Here is a 21226-nt window from a genome sequence, read left to right on the forward strand (position 1 = left end):
GATCAGACATGTTACCGCTCGATTTTCGAACCGTGAATCACGCCGCTGGACGGAAATCAATGGGTCCTGACCCTAGGTGACCGGTGCCGACGAGAATGGTCAGGGTGCGGGAGATGTCCGCCCATGTGCCAGTGCCAAAAACACCGCGATCGAGCAGGGCGCGCACGGTTTGGGGGCCGTCCTTCAGCGCGTTGAGGATCGGCTCATACTGTGTTTGCTCCAAAGGAATTTCACGGTTTCGACAGGTCAATTTAATGCTTCCGCCAGCATAGCGGCGGGTGAGTGCGAGCGGCGTTTCGAACCAGGCGCCGATCGTGCCGCGTTCGCTATGGCGCAACCTGCCCTTGACAAAGATATCGGTGCGAAACTGTTCATTCAGGATCACGTCCCGCAGGGCTTGGCGTCGCACCGGATTGGCCTCGGCCTGCAGTACGGCGATCTGCTCCGGTGTGAACAGCAGATCTTCGACATGGTCCGACGGATCCGCCGAGGCCAGAAAGGACAGCTTTGCATGCGACATGTCCTCGGCGAGGTCGGCGAAATGGAATGGGGTCCAGTCCTTGTTGAGGTACTCATGGGCCAGATAGTTCGGCGACATGGTTTTGACTTTGGAAAGCCATGCGTCCAACGACGGGTTCGAGTTAAAATACCCGGTGCCGATGGTCTGCAGCTCTGTCACATGGTCAAGGGCGTCCTGGATCCGAGGGGCCAGCGGGCCTTCGCCCTGGGAGACCTGATCGGTCAGAATGCGGCGCAAGGGCAGGGCTGCGGCCCAGCCGGGCATGGTGTTGTAGCTGACATAGACCAGGCCGCCCGGCTTCAGTCGCTTGGCCAGGAAATCGAGGATATAGTTCTGATTTTCTCGTGAGACCCAGCTGTAGACCCCGTGCAGGGCGATCACGTCAAAGGTTTCCGGCAGGCCGGGCGCGGTCGCGAAGTCCTCGAAGGAATTCTCGTAAAAATGCATGTTGGGGGACTGCGCCAGTTCCGCCAACTCGCGGGCGCCATGGATATGGGCCGGATTGAAGTCCATCGCGTGGACCTCGATATGGGGGTTGGCCGCTGCCAGCAGGTTGGCCGAAAACCCCTGACCGCATCCAAGTTCACAGTAGTTCAGCGACGGCTGGTTGAGCCCGTGTTTCTGTCCTTGGGACGTTGCGCAAAAGGCAAGATGAGATGGAGCAAGCTCGCGGTAGAAATCGTGGGTGTAGTCGAGTTCGGCCACGTAGCCGGAGGTCCAATCGTTCATGAAATGCCCTGTAGGTTTGAGGTTGGCGTGTTGTCTCAGTCGGCAATTTTTATAAAATTGGTGACAATCGGGTTAACTCGGGACGGATGTCATTTGGGCGATTTTCAATGCCGTTTTGTCGTGGGTGTTTTGAAAGGGCCTATTTCTCAGGGGTATGTGAGTAATTTCCCGTGTGCGCCTTTTTGATCGAACTGCAGGATCACGTCGAAGTGATGTTTGGGCTGCGCGGGGTTGCTGTTTTTGGGGCTGCAGGTTTAGGTGATCTGGTCGCCTGGCCGCAGATGGTTTGCTGTTGTGCCCTTTGGCGGGTTGAATGAGCCGCGCCTTTTTGGAGCGGGATGAAAGAAAAGAGGATCTCCAAATGCCCCTGACCCTGCAACAGATGATGGAAGACGCAAATGCCGTGGTGGAGCGGATTTCGGTCGACCAAGCACAGAAGCTGCGCGAGGAGGGAGCTTTGCTCCTGGACATTCGCGATGCGCCGGAGCTGTCCGCTAACGGGCGTGTCATGGGATCGCATCATATCCCCCGCGGCATGTTGGAATTTCGGGCCGACCCGGCCAGCCCCTTTCACGACGGTGAAATGAAAATGGACCGGGTGATCCTGCTGCATTGCGCCAGCGGTGGTCGTGCCGCCCTGGCCAGTAAGTTGCTGAAGGACATGGGCTATCAGGCGGTCTACAACACCGGCGGTCTGGCCGATTGGGCGGCTGCAGGCGCGGCCATCGAGGAACCGGTGGACCGCGGCATGTGACGGGCGCTGCAGGCCGCTGGATCTGCAAGTCCCGCTGGAGGTCCGGCGGATCCTGCAGGTCAGCCGTTGAAAAAGGCCCGCGCGGTGGCTTCGAAGGCGCGCGGGTTTTCGGCGTGAAGCCAATGTCCGGCATTCGGGATCTTGGCAAAGCGTGCGCCCGGAAAACGCGCCAGGATCTCTGGGCGATGCTCAGGGCGCACGTAGTCGGAATTGGCGCCGGACAGGAACAGGGCGACGCCGTCCCACTGGGCGTCAGTCTTCGGGAAGGACAGGATCTTCGGCATCTCACGGGCAAGGGTGTCGAGGTTCAACAGCCAGCGTTTCTCCTGCAGGTCAAGCGACTGCGTGAAGAAGCTCTGCAGCTGTGGGTCCACCCCGAGAGCCGCCAATTGCGCCTGGGCGTCGGATCGGCGCGTCACCTTGCTCAGGTCGACCTTACGCATGGCCTCGATGTATTGGATCTGGCTGTGGCCATAGCTGACCGGGGCGATGTCGGCCACCAGAAGGCGCCGCACCGCAGCCCCGTGTCGCAGCGCCAGCATCATCGCGGTCTTGCCGCCCATGGAATGGCCAAGCACATCCATCTGCCCGCCATGGGCCGCGATGACCTCGGCCAGGTCATCCGCCATTTCCGGATAGCTGTGGCTGTCCCCCCAGGGGCTGGTGCCGTGGTTGCGCATGTCCACCGCAATCACCTGGCGTTCGTCAGACAGGCGTTTTGCAATGACCCCCCAGTTGCGGGCAGAGCCATATAGCCCATGGGCAATCAGAAGGGGCGGCTTGTCGGTCGGGGCACCGTGCAGGATCGTATTCAGCATGGAACTAGGTGTTAAAGCGGCGCTGCGGAATTTGCCAGTCCCATTGAGATCCCATTGAGATGCAGGGGCGGAAAGGTTAGTCTGCGCCGCATGCGACGGCCCAAATCAGATCGGACTCCCTGACCGTGTCCCAGACGCTCATCGATGACATAGAAGAGATCCGCGCCCTCCTGGTCGAAAAGGAGCAGGCCTCGGGCGACCTGTTCACGGCACTGCGAAAGGCGCGCCGCCGCCTGCCGCGCAGGATCTTCGCGCAGGGGCAAAAGCTGGCTACGGCCCTGCCGCTGCTGCAGCATCCAAAGCTGCGGCTGACACTGGATGAAGAGGCCCTGAAAGGGGCCGCGCGCGAGGTGTCCGCCCATCTGAAAACCATCGACCTGGCAGAGCGGCGCAAGGATCGCCTGCTTGGCCTGCTGGGGAGCATGGCGTTCTCGCTATTGGTCGTTGTTGCGCTGTTTATCCTGGTCCTGCGCTGGCGCGGGTTCGTCTAGGCGCAGGCATCCTCAATCCTGCGCAGCTGATGGGGCTGGCGCCTGCGCGGGGGCTGCCCCCAAGGCTTCTCGGAAAACAAGGGTCACCGTGGCAAAGCTCACGTAGAGCAGCAAGTACCAGGAGCCCATCTTGGCAAGGCTGACCCAATCCGTGACGGCCTGCCCGTGATAGAGCCAGGTCCGTGTCCCCGTGCCGATATTCTCGGCCAGCCACAGAAAGAAGCTGGACAGAAAGGCGGCCAGCGGCAACGGCATCCAGTAGCGGTTGTGCCCGATCGTAAACCAGATGCGCGTGCGCCAGAACAGGATGACCGTCGCCGCAAAGAGCCCGATCCGGATGTCGGGGATGAAATGGTGAGAGAAGAAATTACCATAGATTGCCCCCCGCCAGAACCAGGGTCAGCCAATACGGCGGGTAGGGGGTGAACCGCATGTCGAACAGCCGGATGACACGGGCCATGTAGGAGCCGACCGACGCATACATGAAGCCGGAAAACAGCGGTACGTGCCATAGTTTGAAGATGCCGTCGCCCGGGTAGCTCCAACTGCCCATCTGGATCTTGAAGATTTCCATGGCCGTGCCGGTCAGGTGGAACAGGAAGATAACGCGCACTTCACGCCAGCTTTCCATGCCGCTCAGGAACAGCAGCACTTGCAGTGCAAGGGCATAAAGCAGAAGCGCGTCGTAGCGCGCCAGGGCCCAATCCGCTTGCCAGATGTGATCCGTGACCAGCATGCCAATCAGCAGCAAGGCTCCGAAAATGGCGGCCCAGGCCTGCTTGAGGCCGAACATGACGAACTCAGCCAGGGCAAAGGGCAAACGCGCCCTCATCGCATCGCCAAGGCGACGTTCCAGGCGGCGGGTACGATTGGAGGAACTGGGTAAACCGGACATGTAAAAGGCCTCAATAAAAACTGATTTTCGGATTGGCCAAGGTGCCCGGCCGGGTCCTGATCCTGGCGCTATCTGTCAGAAATGATGTCAGAAAAAGATGGGTCGTAAAGAAAAGGCCCAGCACGGAAACCGGCTGGGCCCTGAGATCTGGCTGAATGCGCGCCGATCAGAGGTTCGGATAGAGCGGGAAGCGAGCGCAGAGCGCTGCCACCTTGCCGCGCACGGCTTCCTCGACGGCGCCATTGCCGTCTTCACCATTGGCGGCCAGACCGTCGATCACCTCGACGATCAGATCGGCGATGTGGCGGAATTCCTCCTCTCCAAAGCCGCGGGTGGTGCCGGCCGGGGTGCCAAGGCGGATGCCCGAGGTCACCATCGGCTTTTCCGGGTCAAACGGGATGCCGTTCTTGTTGGTGGTGATATGGGCGCGGCCCAGAGCCTTGTCCACGATATTGCCAGTGACGCCCTTGGGGCGCAGGTCCACCAGCATCACATGGGTGTCGGTGCCGCCGGTCACGATGTCCAGACCGCCCTTGATCAGCTGATCGGCCAGGGCCACCGCATTGGCGCGGACCTGTTTCTGGTAGGTTTTGAACTCGGGGCGCAGCGCCTCGCCAAAGGCCACCGCCTTGGCCGCGATCACATGCATCAGCGGGCCGCCCTGGATGCCGGGGAAGATGGCCGAATTCACCTTCTTGGCGATATCGGCATCGTTGGTCAGGATCATGCCGCCGCGCGGGCCACGTAGGGTCTTGTGGGTGGTGGTGGTCACCACATGGGCATGCGGGAAGGGCGAGGGGTGCTCACCGGCCGCAACCAGACCGGCGAAATGCGCCATATCCACGTGCAGGTAGGCGCCAACCTTGTCGGCGATCGAGCGGAAGCGGGCAAAATCGATGACGCGCGGGATGGCAGAACCGCCGGCGATGATCAGCTTGGGCTGGTGTTCCAGCGCCAGGGCCTCGACCTGATCGTAGTCGATCAGGTTGTCGTCGCGGCGCACGCCATAATGCACGGCATTGAACCACTTGCCCGATTGGTTGGGGGCGGCGCCATGGGTCAGGTGACCGCCCGAGGCCAGATCCATGCCGAGGATGGTGTCGCCCGGCTTGATCAGCGCCTGGAAGACGCCCTGGTTGGCCTGGCTGCCGGAGTTCGGCTGCACATTGGCAAAGCCGCAGCCGAACAGTTCCTTGGCGCGCTCGATCGCCAGGTTCTCGGCCACGTCCACATATTGGCAGCCACCATAGTAGCGGCGGCCGGGGTAGCCTTCGGCATATTTGTTGGTCAGTACGGAGCCCTGGGCTTCCATCACGGCGGCGGAAACGATGTTCTCCGATGCGATCAGCTCGATCTCATCGCGCTGGCGGCCCAGCTCGTCGGTGATGGATCCAAACAGTTCGGGATCGCGCTCGGCAAGGGACTGGGTGAAAAAACCGGGGTCACGGGTGGTCTCGGTCATGCTGGCTCCGTCGGGTTGGAGGTTGGATTGCGCGATTTCCTATAGGAAACGTTGCGGATCTGAAAGCCCGTAAAGCGACGAATAGCTGCGGCAGAACGGCCACTCTGGTGTTTGAGGGAAAGCTGTGCTTGTTTCGGAACCGAATGCGCAGCACCGGAAACAGGGGGGCTGGCATTGAACGGGACAAATGCGCGAAGTGAGCCGAATGAGAACAGCGTCATGAGAATCGCCTTTCTGGCCAGCACGGCAGAGGTTGCACAGCGCGCGCTGAAGGCCCTGACAGACCGCTACGGCAACTGCACGCCCGAGCAGGCAGAGGTGATCGTCGCTCTCGGTGGCGATGGCTTCATGCTGCACACCCTGCATGACACCATCGACCTGAGCGCGCCGGTCTACGGCATGAACCGTGGCACGGTGGGCTTTCTGATGAACGAATACCAGGAAGACGGGCTGATCGCGCGGCTGCGCGAGGCCGAGCAGGAGATCATCAACCCCCTGTCTATGACGGCGATGGACCACAGCGGCAAGATCCACAAGGCGCTGGCCATCAACGAGGTCTCCCTCTTGCGGGCAGGACCACAGGCGGCGCGGCTGAAGATCTCCGTGGATGGGCGCCAACGGCTGGCCGAGCTGGTCTGTGATGGTGCGCTGGTCTCAACACCTGCCGGTTCGACGGCCTACAACTATTCCGCCCACGGGCCGATCCTGCCCATCGGTGCCGACGTTCTGGCGCTGACGGCAGTGGCCGCCTTTCGACCGCGCCGTTGGCGTGGCGCCCTTTTGCCCAGCAATGCGACGGTTCGCTTTGACGTGCTGGAAGCGGACAAGCGCCCGGTGATGGCCGAAGCCGATTCCATATCGTTCCAGGATATCGATTGGGTCGAGATCCAGACCGACACGCGCATCCGTCACAAGATCCTGTTCGATCCCGGCCACGGGCTGGAGGAACGGCTGATCTCGGAGCAGTTCACCTGATCAGGAAAGGGGGCAGGTCTGCCCCCCCTTTGCCGGGCTGGGCTTAGTCTCTCGCCTCCATCAACTCCCACAGGGCCTGGTGCATCGGGCCCACGCGGGTTTCGATCGCGGCCGCGGCGTCCACCGCCAGATCCTCGCGCCAGCGGCGGGAGACGATCTGCACGTTGATCGGCTGCGGTCCCTTCTCCAGCTGGGCAAGGTGCGACGGCACGCAGGCTGCTGGAAGGCCGATGAAGTTCATTGCGTAGGAATAGACCGCGCAGCCCAGGACCTCGTGCACCCCCTCGGCGCCTTCGGTGTCGCGGTCGGGCTTGAAGAAGGGTTGCGGCAGGAAGGGCGTCAGCACCAGCGGGTAGTCTTCCAGGAACAGCGACCATTCCCGCGCGTAGTGGCTGCGCTTGGCCATCATCTGCAACAGCTCGGTGCCCGCGAAGGGGGGGAACTCCTGGAAGTAGACCTCGAAGATGTCGCGCACGGTTTGTGACCCGGCTGCATCCACATCCTGTTTCATCATCGCGTAGACCTCGCCCATCAGGGCGCGGTAACCGGTGCGGCCCGCGTCAAAGACATTGGGCGGCTCCACCTCTTCGACCACATATCCCGCGTCGCTCAGCGCATCGCGAGCGGTCAGAAGGGCGGCCTCGACCTCGGGGTGGAGGTCATATCCGTGGGTGTTGCGGGTAAAGGCCACCTTGATCGGCTCCTCCAGATCCTCGCCACGCCAGGGCAGGGGCACATGGAAGGGATCGCGCGGATCGGGGGCAATCATCGCAGGCATCGCCAGATGCAGATCGGCGGCAGAGCGGGTGATCAGCCCCTGCACCGACATCGATTGCGCCAGCATGCCGCGCTCGGCCTTCTGGCTGGGGTTCCAGGCAGGGACGCGGCCCAGGCCCGGCTTCACGGTCACAGCGCCATTGGCCGCCGCCGGAAAGCGCAGGGAGCCGCCGATGTCGTTGCCATGGCCCAAGGCGCCGATCCCGGCCATCACCGCGGCCCCAGCACCACCCGAGGATCCGCCCGGGGAGATATGTTTGCCCCATGGATTATGGGTGCGCCCGTGCAAGGGGTTGTCGGTATCGGCCCGGAAGGAGAACTCCGGCGTATTGGTGCGCCCGATCACCACGGCGCCGGCCTTGTGCAGGTTCTCCACAACCGGGGCGTCGGCCGGGGCGATCAGGTCCTTCAGTGCGGTGACGCCATTGGTGGTCGCATGGCCGGTCTGATCGACGTTGACCTTGATGGTCACGGGCACGCCCTGCAGCGGGCCGGGGGCGGCGCCTGCGGCACGGGCCTTGTCCAATCCGCGCGCGCGTTCCAGGGCTTCGCTGCTCAGATCCTCCACCACGGCATTGAGGCTTGGGTTGCTCGCCTTCATGCGGTCGAGTGACGACTGTACCGCAGCCTCGGCGGAAATCTCACCGGTTCTGGTCAGGGCGGTCAATTCGGTGGCGCTGAGGCGCCATATATCGTGTCTGGTCATGTCAAATCTCCTGGCTGGCAGGTTAGAGGTCAAGCTGCCGGTTGCAAGAGAAAGCATGCAAGCGGTCCCAGCGTAAAAGGGGCTCTGCTTGGGGCATGGGCGATGCTGCGCGGGTCATTCTTCTGACGGCGTGATTCGACAGGCGGCCTGCGATCTTAGCCAACCTGAGTTTGCAGATTTGCAGGGGGCACCAAATATTGCCGGAAATCCTTGCGGAATTGCCGGTTTGCAAAAATTTGCAAGGTGCACCGCCACGAGATTGCAAATTCTTGCCGCTGGATGACGCAGCGCCAACCTGGCGGCTTGCCCGGGTGGCCCGGATGAGCGTAACTCTTCTTCACCAAGGTAGTGAGGAGGATGCCATGTCGTATCAGGACGTATATGCCCGCTGGAAATCGGACCCCGAAGCTTTCTGGATGGAGGCCGCCAAGGCGATCACCTGGGATCAGGCCCCGACCAAGGCGCTGAGCGACCTCGGCGATGGGCTGTACGAATGGTTTGCCGATGCCAAGGTCAACACCTGCTACAACGCGGTAGATCGCCACGTGGAAAACGGCCGTGGTGAGCAGACCGCGATCATCTACGACAGCCCCATCACCCACACCAAACGCGAGATCTCCTATGTGGAGCTGCGCAACCGGGTTGCGACCCTGGCCGGGGCCTTGCGGGCCAAGGGCGTCGAGAAGGGCGATCGCGTCATCATCTACATGCCGATGATCCCCGAGGCGCTGGAGGCGATGCTGGCCTGTGCGCGTCTGGGCGCGGTGCATTCGGTGGTCTTCGGCGGATTTGCCGCCAATGAACTGGCCGTGCGCATTGACGATGCCAAGCCCAAGGCGATCATCGCCGCCTCCTGCGGGCTGGAGCCGGGCCGGGTCGTTCATTACAAGCCGCTGTTGGATGGTGCCATCGATCTGGCCGCGCACAAGCCCGACTTCTGCGTGATCTTCCAGCGCGAACAAGAGGTTGCCGAGCTGATCGAAGGGCGCGATGTCAACTGGCACGGCTTCCAGTACGGGGTTGAGCCTGCCGAATGCGTACCGGTCGAGGGCAACCACCCGGCCTATATCCTCTATACCTCCGGCACCACGGGGCAGCCTAAGGGGGTGATCCGTCACACCGCGGGTCAGCTGGTGGCGCTCAACTGGTCGATGAAGAACATCTACAATGTCGATCCGGGCGACGTGTTCTGGGCAGCCTCCGATGTGGGCTGGGTGGTGGGGCACAGCTATATCTGCTATGGGCCGCTGATCCATGGCAACACCACCATCGTGTTCGAAGGCAAACCTGTCGGCACGCCCGATGCGGGCACCTTCTGGCGGGTGATCTCCGAACATAAGGTCAAGAGCTTCTTCACCGCGCCGACCGCCTTTCGCGCCGTGAAGCGCGAAGATCCCAAGGGCGAGTTTGTCGGTAAATATGATCTCTCCTGCCTGAAGCAGGTCTATCTGGCCGGGGAACGCGCCGATCCCGACACCATCACCTGGGCTCAGGATCAGCTGAAGGTGCCGGTCGTGGACCACTGGTGGCAGACCGAGACCGGCTGGTCCATCGCCGCCAACCCGCTGGGGATCGAGGAACTGCCCACGAAGCTTGGCTCGCCTGCCGTGCCGATGCCGGGCTACGAAGTCGATATCCTGGATGAGGGCGGCAACCCGATGCCTGCTGGTGAGCTGGGCGCCATCGCGGTGAAATTGCCGCTGCCGCCGGGTACCCTGCCGAACCTCTGGAACGCCGAGGAACGGTTCAAGAAAAGCTACCTGACCACCTTTCCGGGCTATTATGAAACCGGCGATGCGGGGATGAAGGACGAGGACGGCTACCTCTATATCATGGCGCGCACCGACGATGTGATAAACGTGGCCGGTCACCGATTGTCGACGGGCGGTATGGAGGAAGTGCTGGCATCGCACCCCGATGTGGCCGAATGTGCGGTGATCGGTGTAAGCGACCAGCTCAAGGGGCAGCTTCCGGTCGGTTTCCTTTGCCTGAATGCGGGGACCAACCGTCCGGGCGAAGAGATCGTGGCGGAAGTGGTCAAGCTGGTGCGTGAAAAGATCGGCCCGGTGGCGGCCTTCAAGCTGGCCTTGGTGGTGGATCGCCTGCCCAAGACGCGCTCGGGCAAGATCCTGCGCGGCACCATGGTCAATATCGCTGACGGTACTCCGTTCAAGATGCCCGCGACCATCGATGACCCAGCTATCCTGGACGAGATCAAGGACGCCCTGCAAAGCATCGGCTACGCCAAAAGCTGAGGTTTCTGTTCAGAGAACTCAGAGAAAACGCGTCGCATTGCGGCGCGTTTTCCACTTTTGCGACAAGGATTTCGGGCGCAGTGATCGCAACAGTTGCGCGTGGGGACATGGTCCGCGCTTTCACGCCATTGGTGGCGGGAACCCTTGGAGGGACAGCACCGATATGATAGCTGTAAAGATGTATTGAATTCACCCTATTCGTGCCAAGTCGGGGGAAAGACCATGCGTCCAAAGGTGTCCTGGGGGGCGAGTGCAGACCAGATGGGTTTTGCTCAGCCGCATAACATTTTCAACATTTTCAACGGAATAGTTGGGAATGACGATTTCCTTCTCTCCTCAGAGACAAGCCGCTCCTTTTTGCTGGAAGGGCAAATGGGATTTGCGGGCTATCCGCTTGAGCTGCGGATGACGGTCTCTGGTGTGAACTTCACCTATCAGGGCGATGAGCTGACCGGGGGGCAGATCCGCAGCATCAAGGTGGAACAAATCACCGATAGCGGGGGGATCGCCAGAATCTTCACCATCTCCAGATTGCGGATCGATGCGACCGATCTTTCCGAGGCGATGGAATTCGAAGACAACGGTGGCTTTGATGGCACCGTGGAGGAACTCCTGTACGGTGATGGCTGGAACTATATAGGGGTGCCCTCGGTCGATATCGTTGATCCGGCCGAGATGTTTTTTGGCTATGGCACCGCCTTTGACATGAATGGCGCGGATCGGGTGATCGGCGGCGCCGGCAATGACCGGATCCTATCCGTTGATGGAAATGACTTCGTGAACGGCGGGGCGGGGAATGACTTCATTCGGGGCGGGCTTGGTCGCGACACCCTGAAGGGCGGCGGCGGCGATGATGAAATCTACGGTGACGTCGGATATTGGGACGGGCATGCCGACACCATCTTTGGTGGGGGCGGGGATGACTACATCGAGGCCGGCGCCGGCAATGACCGTGTCATCGGGGGACGCGGCAATGATCGCATGTATGATTCCGTTGGCCGCGATACCTTTATTTTCAACAACAGATCGGGGCACGATTGGGTGCATGACACCGACAATGACGGCGCTGATCTGATCATTCGCACCAACCGGGAGATCACCGTCACCTTCATCAATCAGGAAGGTGAGTTCTCCTCAGGGCCCTGGCAGGGGGAGTACTTTGACCGTGGCTATCTGGTGGAATGGGGGCGCAACAGCGTGCTGCTTGCCACCTATGGCGATATCGAAGACTTTGGTCTGACGGATTACACACTGTTGTAAGGGGCGATCCTGCCGGGCTGCGATGGTGCAAGGCGGCAGGACAAGGCCGTGACTGTTTTGCGATGCAGGGGTGGGCAGGGCGCAGTGTCCCGCGCCCCCGCAGCTCATTTGGTTCAGACCATGTGCCGGGCGCGGGCGCCGCGTTCGATGGCGGCGGCATGCAGGCGGTCGATATTCAGCTCGTACCGCATTTCCTCCAGCAGACGCAGCTCCGATTCCGCGAGGGTGCCATCTGCGGCCGCCACGTCACAGGCCAGCGCATAGGCGGTTTCGAACAGCCGCTCGGGCAGGTTGTCGCGAATGAGGCCAAAGAGCGCGTCCAGCCCGTCTTCCTGTTCGAACAGGTCAAAGACGGTCTGCGAGACGGTGTTGATCCGGTCGATGTCATAATCGGCAAAGACCGGCAGCATGTTGACCGCCGACTGGATCTTCACCAGTTCCGCCGTGCGGATGTTTTCGTCCGAGGCCGAAATCGCCACCATCAGCGCCACAAGGCAATCCTGGGGGGTCATCGGATGGGGCGTCTGCTCTGTCATTTCTGTACCTCAGAGCTGCGGAAGGTGCAGCAGAATCGAACATAGTTGCGATATCAAAGGGGTGCAAGTTCACGTCGCATACGGAATCCACTCCCGGTCAAGCCTGTCTTGCCGACATAGGCTGCTTGGAAGGTTGGCGCGCCTACTTGATATCCACTTGTTCGATCTGATAACTGCGTTTTCCGCCCAAGGCCCACAAAAGATCACCTCCCAAGGTCGGTGAGGTTGTGATTTCTATATCCAATCGGTTTTGCTGCTGTTGCAATTGTTCGATTGTCATCTCTGCACCAAGGATGGACAGAGAATTGGCTCCCGGTGGGATCGCCAGCTGTTGCGGTGCTTGAAGGGAAATCTGACCGTGGATTTCCTGGTCGTTCTCTGTGTGCCAACTGAAGGGCAGGCCCGATTGATTTGGTTGACCACCCCTGACGACAGGCGTTACCTCCACGGTTGTTTCTGCGCCCAGAACTGTGGTCGGGTCCATGGGAGATGGGGCAGGAGTTTGTGCATGAGCAGCCGCTATCCATGAAGAACCACGGATATCTTGGCTTTCAATGGATGCGGTTACCAAACTTGACGAATGGCTGTCCGGATCCGTCGCCCCGGTCAATGCATTCGTCACGATCGCAGGTGCAGCAATACCGGCAACCAGTGCGGCCTTGACCTCTGGGGTAGAAAACCCTCGTGCGATAATGCCGCCCAGTATCGCAAATAGGGCCAATCCAAAGTAGAGGCCGACGGCCGGAGGAGAGGTTTCTGGATGTGTGGTATAAGTTGCGGCTAGTTTGGCGACGGTCGGGCAACAGCCGCCAACCGCGCCATAGGTGAACATCTTAATGGGGGACATGGATCAATTCTCACAGCAATTATGGGGGCGAATGGGGTAAGTGTATCACGTTTAAGTTGATTGCGCACGGTGCAACGCCATTTGGTGCGGTCAGTTTGGGCGCTCGTGTTGACTTCTCTTGTTGAGGCGCCTTAGAGGAACGGGTCGGGACGCCTGAAAGCCTGATGTTATCGATACATTACTCCGATGGAGAACAGCATGTCTGAACTGCGCGAAACCGCTCTGACGAGCAAAGCCTGGCCGTTTGAAGAAGCACGTCGCATTCTCAAACGTTACGCCAAGGGCGCGCCGGAAAAGGGCTATGTGCTGTTTGAAACCGGCTATGGCCCGTCAGGCCTGCCTCATATCGGCACCTTTGGCGAAGTCGCCCGCACCACCATGATCAAACGCGCCTTCGAGGTGATCTCGGACATCCCGACGCGGTTGATCTGCTTCTCGGATGACCTGGACGGGATGCGCAAGATCCCCGGCAACGTGCCCAATGCCGACAGCCTGAAGGATCATCTGCAAAAGCCGCTGACCTCGGTGCCGGATCCCTTTGGGACCCACGACAGCTTTGGCGATCACAACAACGCCATGCTGCGCCGGTTCCTTGATACATTCGGCTTTGAATACGATTTCTATTCGGCCACCGAATTCTACGGCACTGGCCAGTTCGACGAGATCCTGAAGCGCGCTTGCGAGAAATACGACGCGATCATGGAGGTCATGCTGAAGTCCCTGCGCGAGGAACGGCGCCAGACCTATTCGATCTTCCTGCCGATCCACCCGGAAACGGGGCGGGTTCTTTACGTGCCGATGAAGAAGGTGGATGCGGAGAACCACACCATCACCTTTGATGACGAGGACGGCAAGGAATGGACCCTGCCGGTCACCGGCGGCAATGTGAAGCTGCAGTGGAAACCGGACTTTGGCGCGCGCTGGGCGGCGCTGGAGGTCGATTTTGAAATGTATGGCAAGGACCATAGCACCAACACGCCGATCTATGACGGTATCTGCCGGATCCTGGGTTGGCGCGCGCCCGAGCATTTCACCTATGAGCTGTTCCTGGATGAGAACGGCCAGAAGATCTCGAAAACCTCGGGCAATGGCGTGTCGATCGATGAATGGCTGACCTATGCCTCGACCGAGAGTCTCGCCTATTTCATGTACCAGAAGCCCAAGACCGCCAAGCGGATGCATTTCGATGTGATCCCCAAGGCGATGGACGAATATCACCAGCAGCTGCGCGCCTACCACGGGCAGGATCTGAAGGCGCAGCTGAACAACCCGGTCTGGCACATCCATGGCGGCGATGTGCCGGAATCCAAGATGGTGGTGCCCTTCTCGATGCTGCTCAATCTGGCTTCGGTGGCTTCGGCCCATGACAAGGAAACCCTTTGGGGCTTCATCCGCCGCTATGCGCCAGAGGCAACGCCCGAAACCCATCCCGATCTGGATGCGGCGGCGGGCTATGCGGTGAAATACTACGAGGATTTCGTCGAGCCGGAGAAAGTCTTCCGTGCTCCTTCCGATGCCGAGCGCGCCGCACTCGAGGATTTCCGCTCCAAACTGGCGGGTTTTGACGGGGAAAACACCGGCGAAGCCCTGCAGGGCGTGGTCTTCGAAGTGGGCCGGGAACATTTCGGCAAGGAGAACATGCGCGACTGGTTCAAGGCGCTTTATGAGGTGCTGCTCGGCGCCAGCCAGGGGCCGCGGTTTGGCGGGTTCGTGGCACTCTACGGTGTCGATGAAACCGTTGCTCTGATTGACAAGGCATTGGCCGGGGAGCTGGGCTAAGTCAGACCCGGCACAGAAGTCAGACCCGGAACAGAAGACGACAGAGGCGCCCATGGGGCGCCTCTTTTCGTTTGCACGCTGCCCTTGGGGGTGCAGAAGCGGCGCACGCCCGTCTGAGACGAGGTTAAGCCGGATCCCCTACACCCTTTGTCCAACTGCGCCCCCGTGCGCATCTGCGGCATAGGAAAGGGTTTTCCATGAACAAGGTGATCACCGACGGTCTGCAACTGATGCCTCCGCCGTTCGTGGAGGGGCTGGATCAGTGGTCCAGCGGCGACGGCACGCCGGGCTCGGATACCTATGACGGGGCGGTGAACGCGGCCTTCGTGGCGGCGGATGCGGATTTCGGCGGCTGCCTTGAACTTCAGAAGGTCGAGGCGACGCAGAAACTGCGCTACATGGGGAACACGCCGATCCTGCCGGGCTGCTATTTGCAGGTGAAGGCCCGGATCAAGGCGATCAGCGGCGCGCTGCCAACCGTGCGGATCGCCGGATGGGCCGGGGATGGCGGCAACAGCCATGTCAGCGGCGTGGTCGAGGTGGGCAGCAGCACCTCGCTCAGCTCTTACGGTCAGGTGGTGGAAGTCACCGCCATCGTCGGCACCGGCAGCCGGTCGGGGGTGGATATGCCCTGGGGCTTGCAGGCGGAATACGGTCATCTGGGGCTGGATCTGATCGGCCCGAATGGCGGTATCGTTCGGATCGACGATATCGAGATCATCGATATCACCAGCGCCTTTCTGCGCGACATGATCAGCCTGGTGGATGTCACGGATTTCGGCGCCGTGGGGGATGGCTCGCAGGACAACACCGATGCCTTTGAGGCCGCGGATGCCGCGGCAGACGGGCGGCGCATTCTGGTGCCTGCGGGGGACTTCCGGATTGCCAGCACGGTCTCCTTGAACAGCGAGGTGGTCTTTGAGGGCACGCTCTCCATGCCGACGGCGGCGATCCTCTTGTTGCGGCGCAATTTCGATTTCCCCTCCTATGCGGCGGCCTTTGGTGACGAGGAACTGGGGTTCAAGAAGGCGTTTCAGGCGCTTTTGAACAATGTCGATCACGAATCCCTGGATCTAAGGGGGCGCATGGTTTCCATCACCGAACCGATCGACATGCAGGCGGCGGTGCCCAATCGCAACTCCTTCGCGACACGGCGGGTGATCCGCAATGGCCAGCTTTCGGCCGTTGGCGGATCGGCCTGGGATACCGATGTGGTGAATTCGCAGGCAACCTACAGCAGCGGTGATGCCCGAACGCTGACCAATGTGGCCAATGTGGCCAATATCCCGGTGGGGGCGCTGGTCGAAGGCAGCGGTGTGGGGCGCGAGGTCTACGTGCGGGAGAAGAACACCGGTGCAGGGGAGCTAACCTTGAGCAAGCCGCTTTATGATGCGGTCGGCACGCAGAATTTCACCTTCCGGGATTTCAAGTATATGCTTGATTTCTCGGGCTTCAGCCAGCTCAGCAAATTCGGCATGACCGAAGTCGAGGTGCAGTGCAATTCCCATTGCAGCGCCATCCGGCTGGCCCCTGCGGGCACGGTGTTTAGCCTGGATCACTGTTTCATCTCCCGCCCCAAGGATCGCGGCATTTCCTCGATCGGAAACGGATGCCAGGGGATCCTGGTGGACCATTGCCAGTTTCTATCCTCGGAAGAGGCCGTCGATGTCCCCAGCCGCAGCAGCGTGGCCCTGAACGTCAATGCCAATGACGCCAAGCTGCGCAACAACCGCGCCACCAAGTTCCGCCACTTTGCCCTATTGGCCGGTGGGAACAACACGGTGACGGGAAACCATTTCTTCCAGGGGGATGAGGTCTCCAACGGCGTGCGCACCGCCGGGCTGGTGCTGACGGAAAACTACAATGCCTCCACCGTGTCGGATAACTACATCGACAACTGTTTTGTGGAATGGACCAATGAACACGACCCGACACCGGACAATACCGGTGGCTTTTCCTTCAGCGCCCTGTCGATCACTGACAATGTGTTTCTGTCGGGCGATGTCGCGCCCTGGTTCAGCTACATCGTGGTGAAGCCCTATGGCGCGGATCACTATCTGAACGGCATTACCGTCTCCGGCAACAAGTTCCGCTCGATCAATGGCAGTATCGACCGGGCCGAGCGGGTCGATACCAGTTTCGCGGACCTGGATTTCAGCCGGACCCGCATGGTGTTCTTCGAGGGCAATACATACCACAATATCGACCATGGCGCGGCCAGTCCCCTGCGTGTGGAACATGTGCAGGGCAGCGCTGCCAGTACCTGGACGGTGGATACCGGCCTGCAGCTCCCGTTTGAGGGGCGCGCCCGCAATGTGGATGCAGTGACGGCGCTGGGTCCGATCCGGACGGGAGGCGGCAGCAGCCGCTACGCGATGCCCTATGTCCAGGTCGAACAGGGCGGCAATCGGGATCAGATCCGGCTCAACTGGGAGGAGGCGGTGCGCGGCGAGGTGCAGGTGATCGTCCGCGTCGACCGATAGGCGGCAGGGAGGGGGCGTTACTGCCAATGCATGAGATCTTCAGGCGTCAGGTGAAAGGCTTTGCCGAAGCCGCCATTGAGATGACCGGAGGCCAGATCAAGGCGGATAAAGGCGAAATCTGCAAATCCGATATAGAGTTTTGCCTTGGGGTGGCTCTGCAGATAATGGGCGGCGAGGTCTTGGTGCTCGTCGCTTGTGTTCGGGATGAAGCGCACGCGCCCCTGCAGGCTCAGCCGGGGGTGGGTCAGGGGATCGCCCTTGATGCCGGGCTCCCCCACCATCAGCGAACAGGCCGGGTTTCCTTGCAAGGCGCGGGTGTGGGCGGATAGGGTGGAAATCAGGCTGATCGGCTGCCCTTCGGGGCTTAGACCAAAGGCAACCCGTGTCACCAAGGGGCAGCCGTCATCGCCGATCACCCCAAGTGCTGCGAAACGCGCCTCCCGCATCAGGGTCCGGGCAAGATGCCTTGCCTCATCATCGGTCGGGCGGATCGGGCTGGTCATTGCAATACTCTGTCGGTCTGGTGTTTCAGAACCTATGCCACAGGGCAATTCTCAGGCCAAGGCTGCGGTTTGCGGCCTGTTTGCGCTCCAATCCGACAACAAGCTCCTTTTGCGCGGTAATCCGGTAGCGCAGGCTGGGAATGATCGCATAGGAGAGCGCCTGGCCGGGGCTCTTGGACGTTTCGATCTGCAGCATGGGGGACAGGGCGCCGTGCCGGTTAAAGCCCAGCGTGGCATCCAGTTTCCACAGCGGATCAGGTGCAGCTGCGCGCCTTTCGTATGTTGCATCAATCGTCGCCCAGCCGCTGCCCGTTCGGGTCGGAAACCCGTGACCTGCCGACAGCGTCACCCGATAGATGCCATCCCATCGACCCTGCCAATGGGCTCCGCCGACAGACAGTGACACCGCAACCGGAAAAGAGCCGTTTCGCCGCCCCAGGGGGAGGCGCGCAAACAGCATGGCATGGCCCGAATCCCGATGGTTCTGGTGGAGATCCAGTCCGAGCGTCAGGTGATCGGACCAGCCGTATTCCCCATAGTAGTTCAGCTCATGTCGCCAGTCGCCCATCGCCGTTTGGCGCAGGGTGGCGCTGGCCGATGTAAAGATGCCCTTGTGGTCCTGAATCCATGGACCTGCCTGCACAGCCATGGGGGATGCTGTGGCGATCAGGGCACGCAATAGGAAGGGGAACCGCACTCGCAAAAATCCCAGGCCTTGCCGACTGACACAATTGCACACAACCCTTGCGTGTTTCTCTCGTAAAAGCAACCCAACGGATAGGCGTGCATTTTTCCGGGAAACCGTCGTAGACTGATCCTGGGTGAAACCTGTCAGGGAGGAAGAAATGCTCACCATATCCAAAGGGGCCGCGGTTCAGACGGTCCTCACGACCTTCGAGACGACACCTGGAACATGCCAGGATCTGCTGGATGCGCTGACCGACGCCTATAAGAACTACATCTCCCTGCAGCCGGGTTTCATCGCGGCGGGCTTGCATGTGAACGATGCGCAGACCCGGATTGCCAACTACTCCCAATGGCGCCAGCGGGAGGATTTCATGAACATGCTGCGCACCTCGGAAATGCGCGAGCGCAACCGCCATATCAGCTCCTTGTGCCGCAGTTTCGAACCGGTGATGTATGAGGTCGCGGCGACCTTTGATGACGAGACTTCAAAAAACTGATATGGATCAAGGCTTAACACTCGGCTGCCTTGCAGGATGGTGACAAGCCCGAATGACTGGAGGACCAACATGTACCACAATATTCTCGTTCCGATTTCCTTTGATCCCGATCGCGATGTATCCGCGCCCTTGAAATTGGCCAAGCTTCTGGCAACCCCCGAGGCCAATATCACCCTGTTGCATGTGGTGGAGCAGATTCCGTCCTATGCGATCTCCTACATGCCCGCCGACTATATGGCGGAGGCGCGCCAGGCCATCGAAAACGAGCTGGCGGCGCTGGCGGATACGCTGCCCAACGCCAAGGGGCTGGTGATCGAAGGCCATTCGGGGCGCTCGATCCTCGACTATGCTGAACAGAACAACCCCGATCTGATCATCGTGGCATCGCACCGCCCGGGCATGCAAGATCTCCTGCTCGGCTCCACTGCCGCACAGGTGGTGCGCCATGCCAAATGCGCGGTCCACGTGGTGCGCTGAGGCGGGGCAGCAGAGGATCTGTAGCGGATTAGACTGGGAGGCAGAGCGCAGGCTTGCAAGGCCGCGCCCCTCAAGATCAGTGGAACGCTTTGTTCGAGCGTTCCGCGCGCCGATGCAAAATCGATGCGTTCAAAGCGAAGCCGGATTGTCTGCGGGGGCTGATGGCTGCCCTGTCGCTGGGATCAAAGCGTGTCGAAATCGACAAAGCGGTAATTCACGTCCTCAAACTCCATGTCGGCAGTTTGAAACAGTGTTGCCGATGCATAGTCTTCGACTTGCTCCAATGGATCTGCTGTTACGACGATGTCGCCACTCTCATCTCGGGAGAAGTAGACTTCGACGTTTCCATCAGCATGGAGGATCAGATCTTCGCCAGCCTGGTAGTCAACAATCAAGGCAAAACTTCGGACATAAAAATCGTCGTCACCCTGGCCGCCTTCGCCAATAATGTCACCATCCCGACGCTGCGGTGTTGACCTAAAATGCAACTCATCGTCGCCGACGCCGCCGTGCATGTATCGGCCTGAATAGAGAACATCATCCCCAGCGTTTCCCCTTACCCGCGCGCCCCCTAGGATATCTGCGTTCTCTGCAAGACGGATGACAAAGTCTGCCCGATCCAGGAAAGCAGCACGATCCACTCCATCAAGAGCGACCGAGCCCCCATTTGAGTTGAACACGACGCCGTCCGGATTGTCGACGATGTTGAAACGGGTCGTCTGGTAGGCGGTAATGTTCAAATCGTCACTGAAAAGGTTGAAATCATCGATATGATCGAACCCAGTTCGTTCGATGCGGCTAAAGGTGAACTCAAAAACATCGCGTCCGCTACCGCTGACAATCGTGTCATTGCCCAGGCTATTGGTGATCGTGTCGTTGCCTTTGCCGCCAAAGATCTTGTCGTTTCCAGCGCCACCGTCCAGACGATCATTGCCCGCATCCCCATATAGCCGGTCACGCCCGCCGCCGCCTTGTAGGTCGTCGTCACCCTCGCCCCCGCGCAGGGTGTCTTTGTCCACGCCCCCATCCAGGGTGTCGTTACTATCTCCACCAAAAAGGCTGTCCTCTCCGGCGCCGCCGATCAGCCTGTCCTTGCCGCCGTAGCCAGAGAAACGGTTGTTTTGCTCATCGCCGATCAGCGTGTTCCCCGACGAATTTCCGCGCACGTGCTGGATATTGTCGATGCCGCCGCTCAGGTTGCCATTCTCATCCAGAAACTCACCCTGATCGAGATCGACGCCTACCCCCTGAAAGTACTGGGATAGCTTTAACCGGTTGAGATCCGCGCCGCCATCAATTCGGCTGGTGGGGTTCGAAATGATGAAAGTGTCATTTCCAGAGTCCCCCTGAATATCGGCCCTGTATCCGTGAAAATCGGAAAAGGTATCATTCCAAACGGTGCCGACAATACTCAGGACAGGGTCGCCCAAGGCCGCAAGCAAGCTGTCAGGCGGCAGGTTGCCCCCTTGAATAGAATCAATGTAGCGCTGTGCCAGGCGCGAGGCTTGCGAGAGCGAGAAATTTGCATCCTGACTCTCGGCGGTGCTGATGCCGTTCACGCGGTAAGTAAACCAGCTCACCTGCCCGGAAAGGGCGCCACCTGAAGTGACCTCCAGCCCGGTGCCGCCCAGTGTGAACTCGCCGTTGGTGAGGATCCTGCCGTCTCCATCGCTCGCGTCGGTCCAGCCCGCATCCGAAGAAATGGCAAAGATCAGGTCAAAAATGGGATTTCTGTCGTAATTTCGATACTGGAAAACTTCCATTGGTCTCTCCAA

The 21226-nt window shown here is 60.3% G+C and carries 19 protein-coding genes and 1 pseudogene; 9 read left to right on the forward strand and 11 right to left on the reverse strand.

The features are described from left to right. Nucleotides 1-37: 37 nt before the first annotated feature. Nucleotides 38-1249: a class I SAM-dependent methyltransferase gene (locus PXK07_RS15220; protein ID WP_274849198.1), complete on the reverse strand. Its 1212-nt coding sequence runs from the start codon at nucleotides 1247-1249 to the stop codon at nucleotides 38-40. 361 nt (nucleotides 1250-1610) lie between these two features. On the opposite strand from PXK07_RS15220, the gene PXK07_RS15225 reads away from it, so the two are divergent. Further along, the gene (locus PXK07_RS15225) at nucleotides 1611-2003 is read left to right on the forward strand and encodes a rhodanese-like domain-containing protein (protein ID WP_274849199.1); all 393 of its coding nucleotides are present in this window, start codon (nucleotides 1611-1613) and stop codon (nucleotides 2001-2003) included. 59 nt (nucleotides 2004-2062) lie between these two features. On the opposite strand, the gene PXK07_RS15230 is transcribed toward PXK07_RS15225, so the two are convergent. Beyond that, the gene (locus tag PXK07_RS15230; protein ID WP_274849200.1) at nucleotides 2063-2821 is read right to left on the reverse strand and encodes an alpha/beta fold hydrolase; all 759 of its coding nucleotides are present in this window, start codon (nucleotides 2819-2821) and stop codon (nucleotides 2063-2065) included. Nucleotides 2822-2946: 125 nt separating this feature from the next. Between PXK07_RS15230 and PXK07_RS15235 the strand changes: the two genes are divergently transcribed. Next, nucleotides 2947-3312, forward strand: coding sequence for a hypothetical protein (locus tag PXK07_RS15235; RefSeq protein WP_274849201.1), 366 nt, complete (start codon nucleotides 2947-2949; stop codon nucleotides 3310-3312). Nucleotides 3313-3324: 12 nt separating this feature from the next. On the opposite strand, the pseudogene PXK07_RS18610 reads toward PXK07_RS15235, so the two are convergent. The 3 genes and pseudogenes from PXK07_RS18610 to PXK07_RS15250 form a co-directional block, all read right to left on the reverse strand. After that, nucleotides 3325-4144 (reverse strand): annotated as a pseudogene (locus PXK07_RS18610) (DUF817 domain-containing protein). 229 nt (nucleotides 4145-4373) lie between these two features. Continuing rightward, entirely contained in the window at nucleotides 4374-5669 is a 1296-nt protein-coding gene (gene glyA / locus PXK07_RS15245) for a serine hydroxymethyltransferase (protein WP_274849202.1), read from the reverse strand. Further along, on the reverse strand, nucleotides 5666-5890 hold the full coding sequence (locus PXK07_RS15250) for a hypothetical protein (RefSeq protein ID WP_274849203.1): 225 nt from the start codon (nucleotides 5888-5890) through the stop codon (nucleotides 5666-5668). Before PXK07_RS15250 ends, glyA begins: the two co-directional genes overlap by 4 nt. Here PXK07_RS15250 and PXK07_RS15255 point away from each other — a divergent pair. Further along, on the forward strand, nucleotides 5889-6644 hold the full coding sequence (locus tag PXK07_RS15255) for an NAD kinase (RefSeq protein WP_274849204.1): 756 nt from the start codon (nucleotides 5889-5891) through the stop codon (nucleotides 6642-6644). The two genes, PXK07_RS15250 and PXK07_RS15255, sit on opposite strands and share 2 nt — an antisense overlap. A 43-nt stretch (nucleotides 6645-6687) precedes the next feature. Here the strand turns inward: PXK07_RS15255 and PXK07_RS15260 are convergent, their stop codons facing one another. Beyond that, entirely contained in the window at nucleotides 6688-8127 is a 1440-nt protein-coding gene (locus PXK07_RS15260) for an amidase family protein (RefSeq protein WP_274849205.1), read from the reverse strand. Nucleotides 8128-8489: 362 nt separating this feature from the next. Between PXK07_RS15260 and prpE the strand changes: the two genes are divergently transcribed. Together prpE and PXK07_RS15270 are read left to right on the forward strand one after the other, a co-directional pair. Continuing rightward, nucleotides 8490-10382 (forward strand): propionate-CoA ligase PrpE, encoded by a 1893-nt coding sequence (gene prpE, locus PXK07_RS15265; RefSeq protein WP_274849206.1) that lies wholly within the window; start codon nucleotides 8490-8492, stop codon nucleotides 10380-10382. 372 nt (nucleotides 10383-10754) lie between these two features. After that, nucleotides 10755-11642: a calcium-binding protein gene (locus PXK07_RS15270; protein ID WP_274849207.1), complete on the forward strand. Its 888-nt coding sequence runs from the start codon at nucleotides 10755-10757 to the stop codon at nucleotides 11640-11642. A 113-nt stretch (nucleotides 11643-11755) separates the two neighbouring features. On the opposite strand, the gene PXK07_RS15275 is transcribed toward PXK07_RS15270, so the two are convergent. Further along, nucleotides 11756-12178 (reverse strand): tellurite resistance TerB family protein, encoded by a 423-nt coding sequence (locus tag PXK07_RS15275; RefSeq protein ID WP_274849208.1) that lies wholly within the window; start codon nucleotides 12176-12178, stop codon nucleotides 11756-11758. 142 nt (nucleotides 12179-12320) lie between these two features. Further along, nucleotides 12321-13025: a hypothetical protein gene (locus PXK07_RS15280; RefSeq protein ID WP_274849209.1), complete on the reverse strand. Its 705-nt coding sequence runs from the start codon at nucleotides 13023-13025 to the stop codon at nucleotides 12321-12323. Nucleotides 13026-13223: 198 nt separating this feature from the next. Here PXK07_RS15280 and PXK07_RS15285 point away from each other — a divergent pair, with 198 nt between their 5' ends. Together PXK07_RS15285 and PXK07_RS15290 are read left to right on the forward strand one after the other, a co-directional pair. Next, nucleotides 13224-14804 (forward strand): lysine--tRNA ligase, encoded by a 1581-nt coding sequence (locus PXK07_RS15285; RefSeq protein ID WP_274849210.1) that lies wholly within the window; start codon nucleotides 13224-13226, stop codon nucleotides 14802-14804. 197 nt (nucleotides 14805-15001) lie between these two features. Beyond that, complete coding sequence (locus tag PXK07_RS15290) at nucleotides 15002-17287, forward strand: glycosyl hydrolase family 28-related protein (RefSeq protein WP_274849211.1); 2286 nt, start codon at nucleotides 15002-15004, stop codon at nucleotides 17285-17287. Nucleotides 17288-17304: 17 nt separating this feature from the next. On the opposite strand, the gene PXK07_RS15295 is transcribed toward PXK07_RS15290, so the two are convergent. Together PXK07_RS15295 and PXK07_RS15300 are read right to left on the reverse strand one after the other, a co-directional pair. Beyond that, nucleotides 17305-17790, reverse strand: coding sequence for a HugZ family pyridoxamine 5'-phosphate oxidase (locus tag PXK07_RS15295; protein ID WP_274849212.1), 486 nt, complete (start codon nucleotides 17788-17790; stop codon nucleotides 17305-17307). Between the two features lie 25 nt (nucleotides 17791-17815). Then, nucleotides 17816-18439: a hypothetical protein gene (locus tag PXK07_RS15300; RefSeq protein WP_274849213.1), complete on the reverse strand. Its 624-nt coding sequence runs from the start codon at nucleotides 18437-18439 to the stop codon at nucleotides 17816-17818. 196 nt (nucleotides 18440-18635) lie between these two features. Between PXK07_RS15300 and PXK07_RS15305 the strand changes: the two genes are divergently transcribed. Together PXK07_RS15305 and PXK07_RS15310 are read left to right on the forward strand one after the other, a co-directional pair. Further along, nucleotides 18636-18974, forward strand: a complete 339-nt coding sequence (locus PXK07_RS15305) for an antibiotic biosynthesis monooxygenase family protein (RefSeq protein ID WP_274849215.1) — start codon at nucleotides 18636-18638, stop codon at nucleotides 18972-18974. Between the two features lie 69 nt (nucleotides 18975-19043). Continuing rightward, a complete protein-coding gene (locus PXK07_RS15310; protein ID WP_274849216.1) occupies nucleotides 19044-19451 on the forward strand; it encodes a universal stress protein in 408 nt (135 codons plus the stop codon). 182 nt (nucleotides 19452-19633) lie between these two features. Here the strand turns inward: PXK07_RS15310 and PXK07_RS15315 are convergent, their stop codons facing one another. After that, nucleotides 19634-21214 carry a calcium-binding protein gene (locus tag PXK07_RS15315; protein ID WP_274849217.1) on the reverse strand — a complete coding sequence of 527 codons (1581 nt, stop codon included), beginning with the start codon at nucleotides 21212-21214 and terminating at the stop codon, nucleotides 19634-19636. Nucleotides 21215-21226: the final 12 nt, after the last annotated feature.

This window comes from Phaeobacter sp. QD34_24 (assembly GCF_028890115.1).
GTDB lineage: Bacteria > Pseudomonadota > Alphaproteobacteria > Rhodobacterales > Rhodobacteraceae > Phycobacter.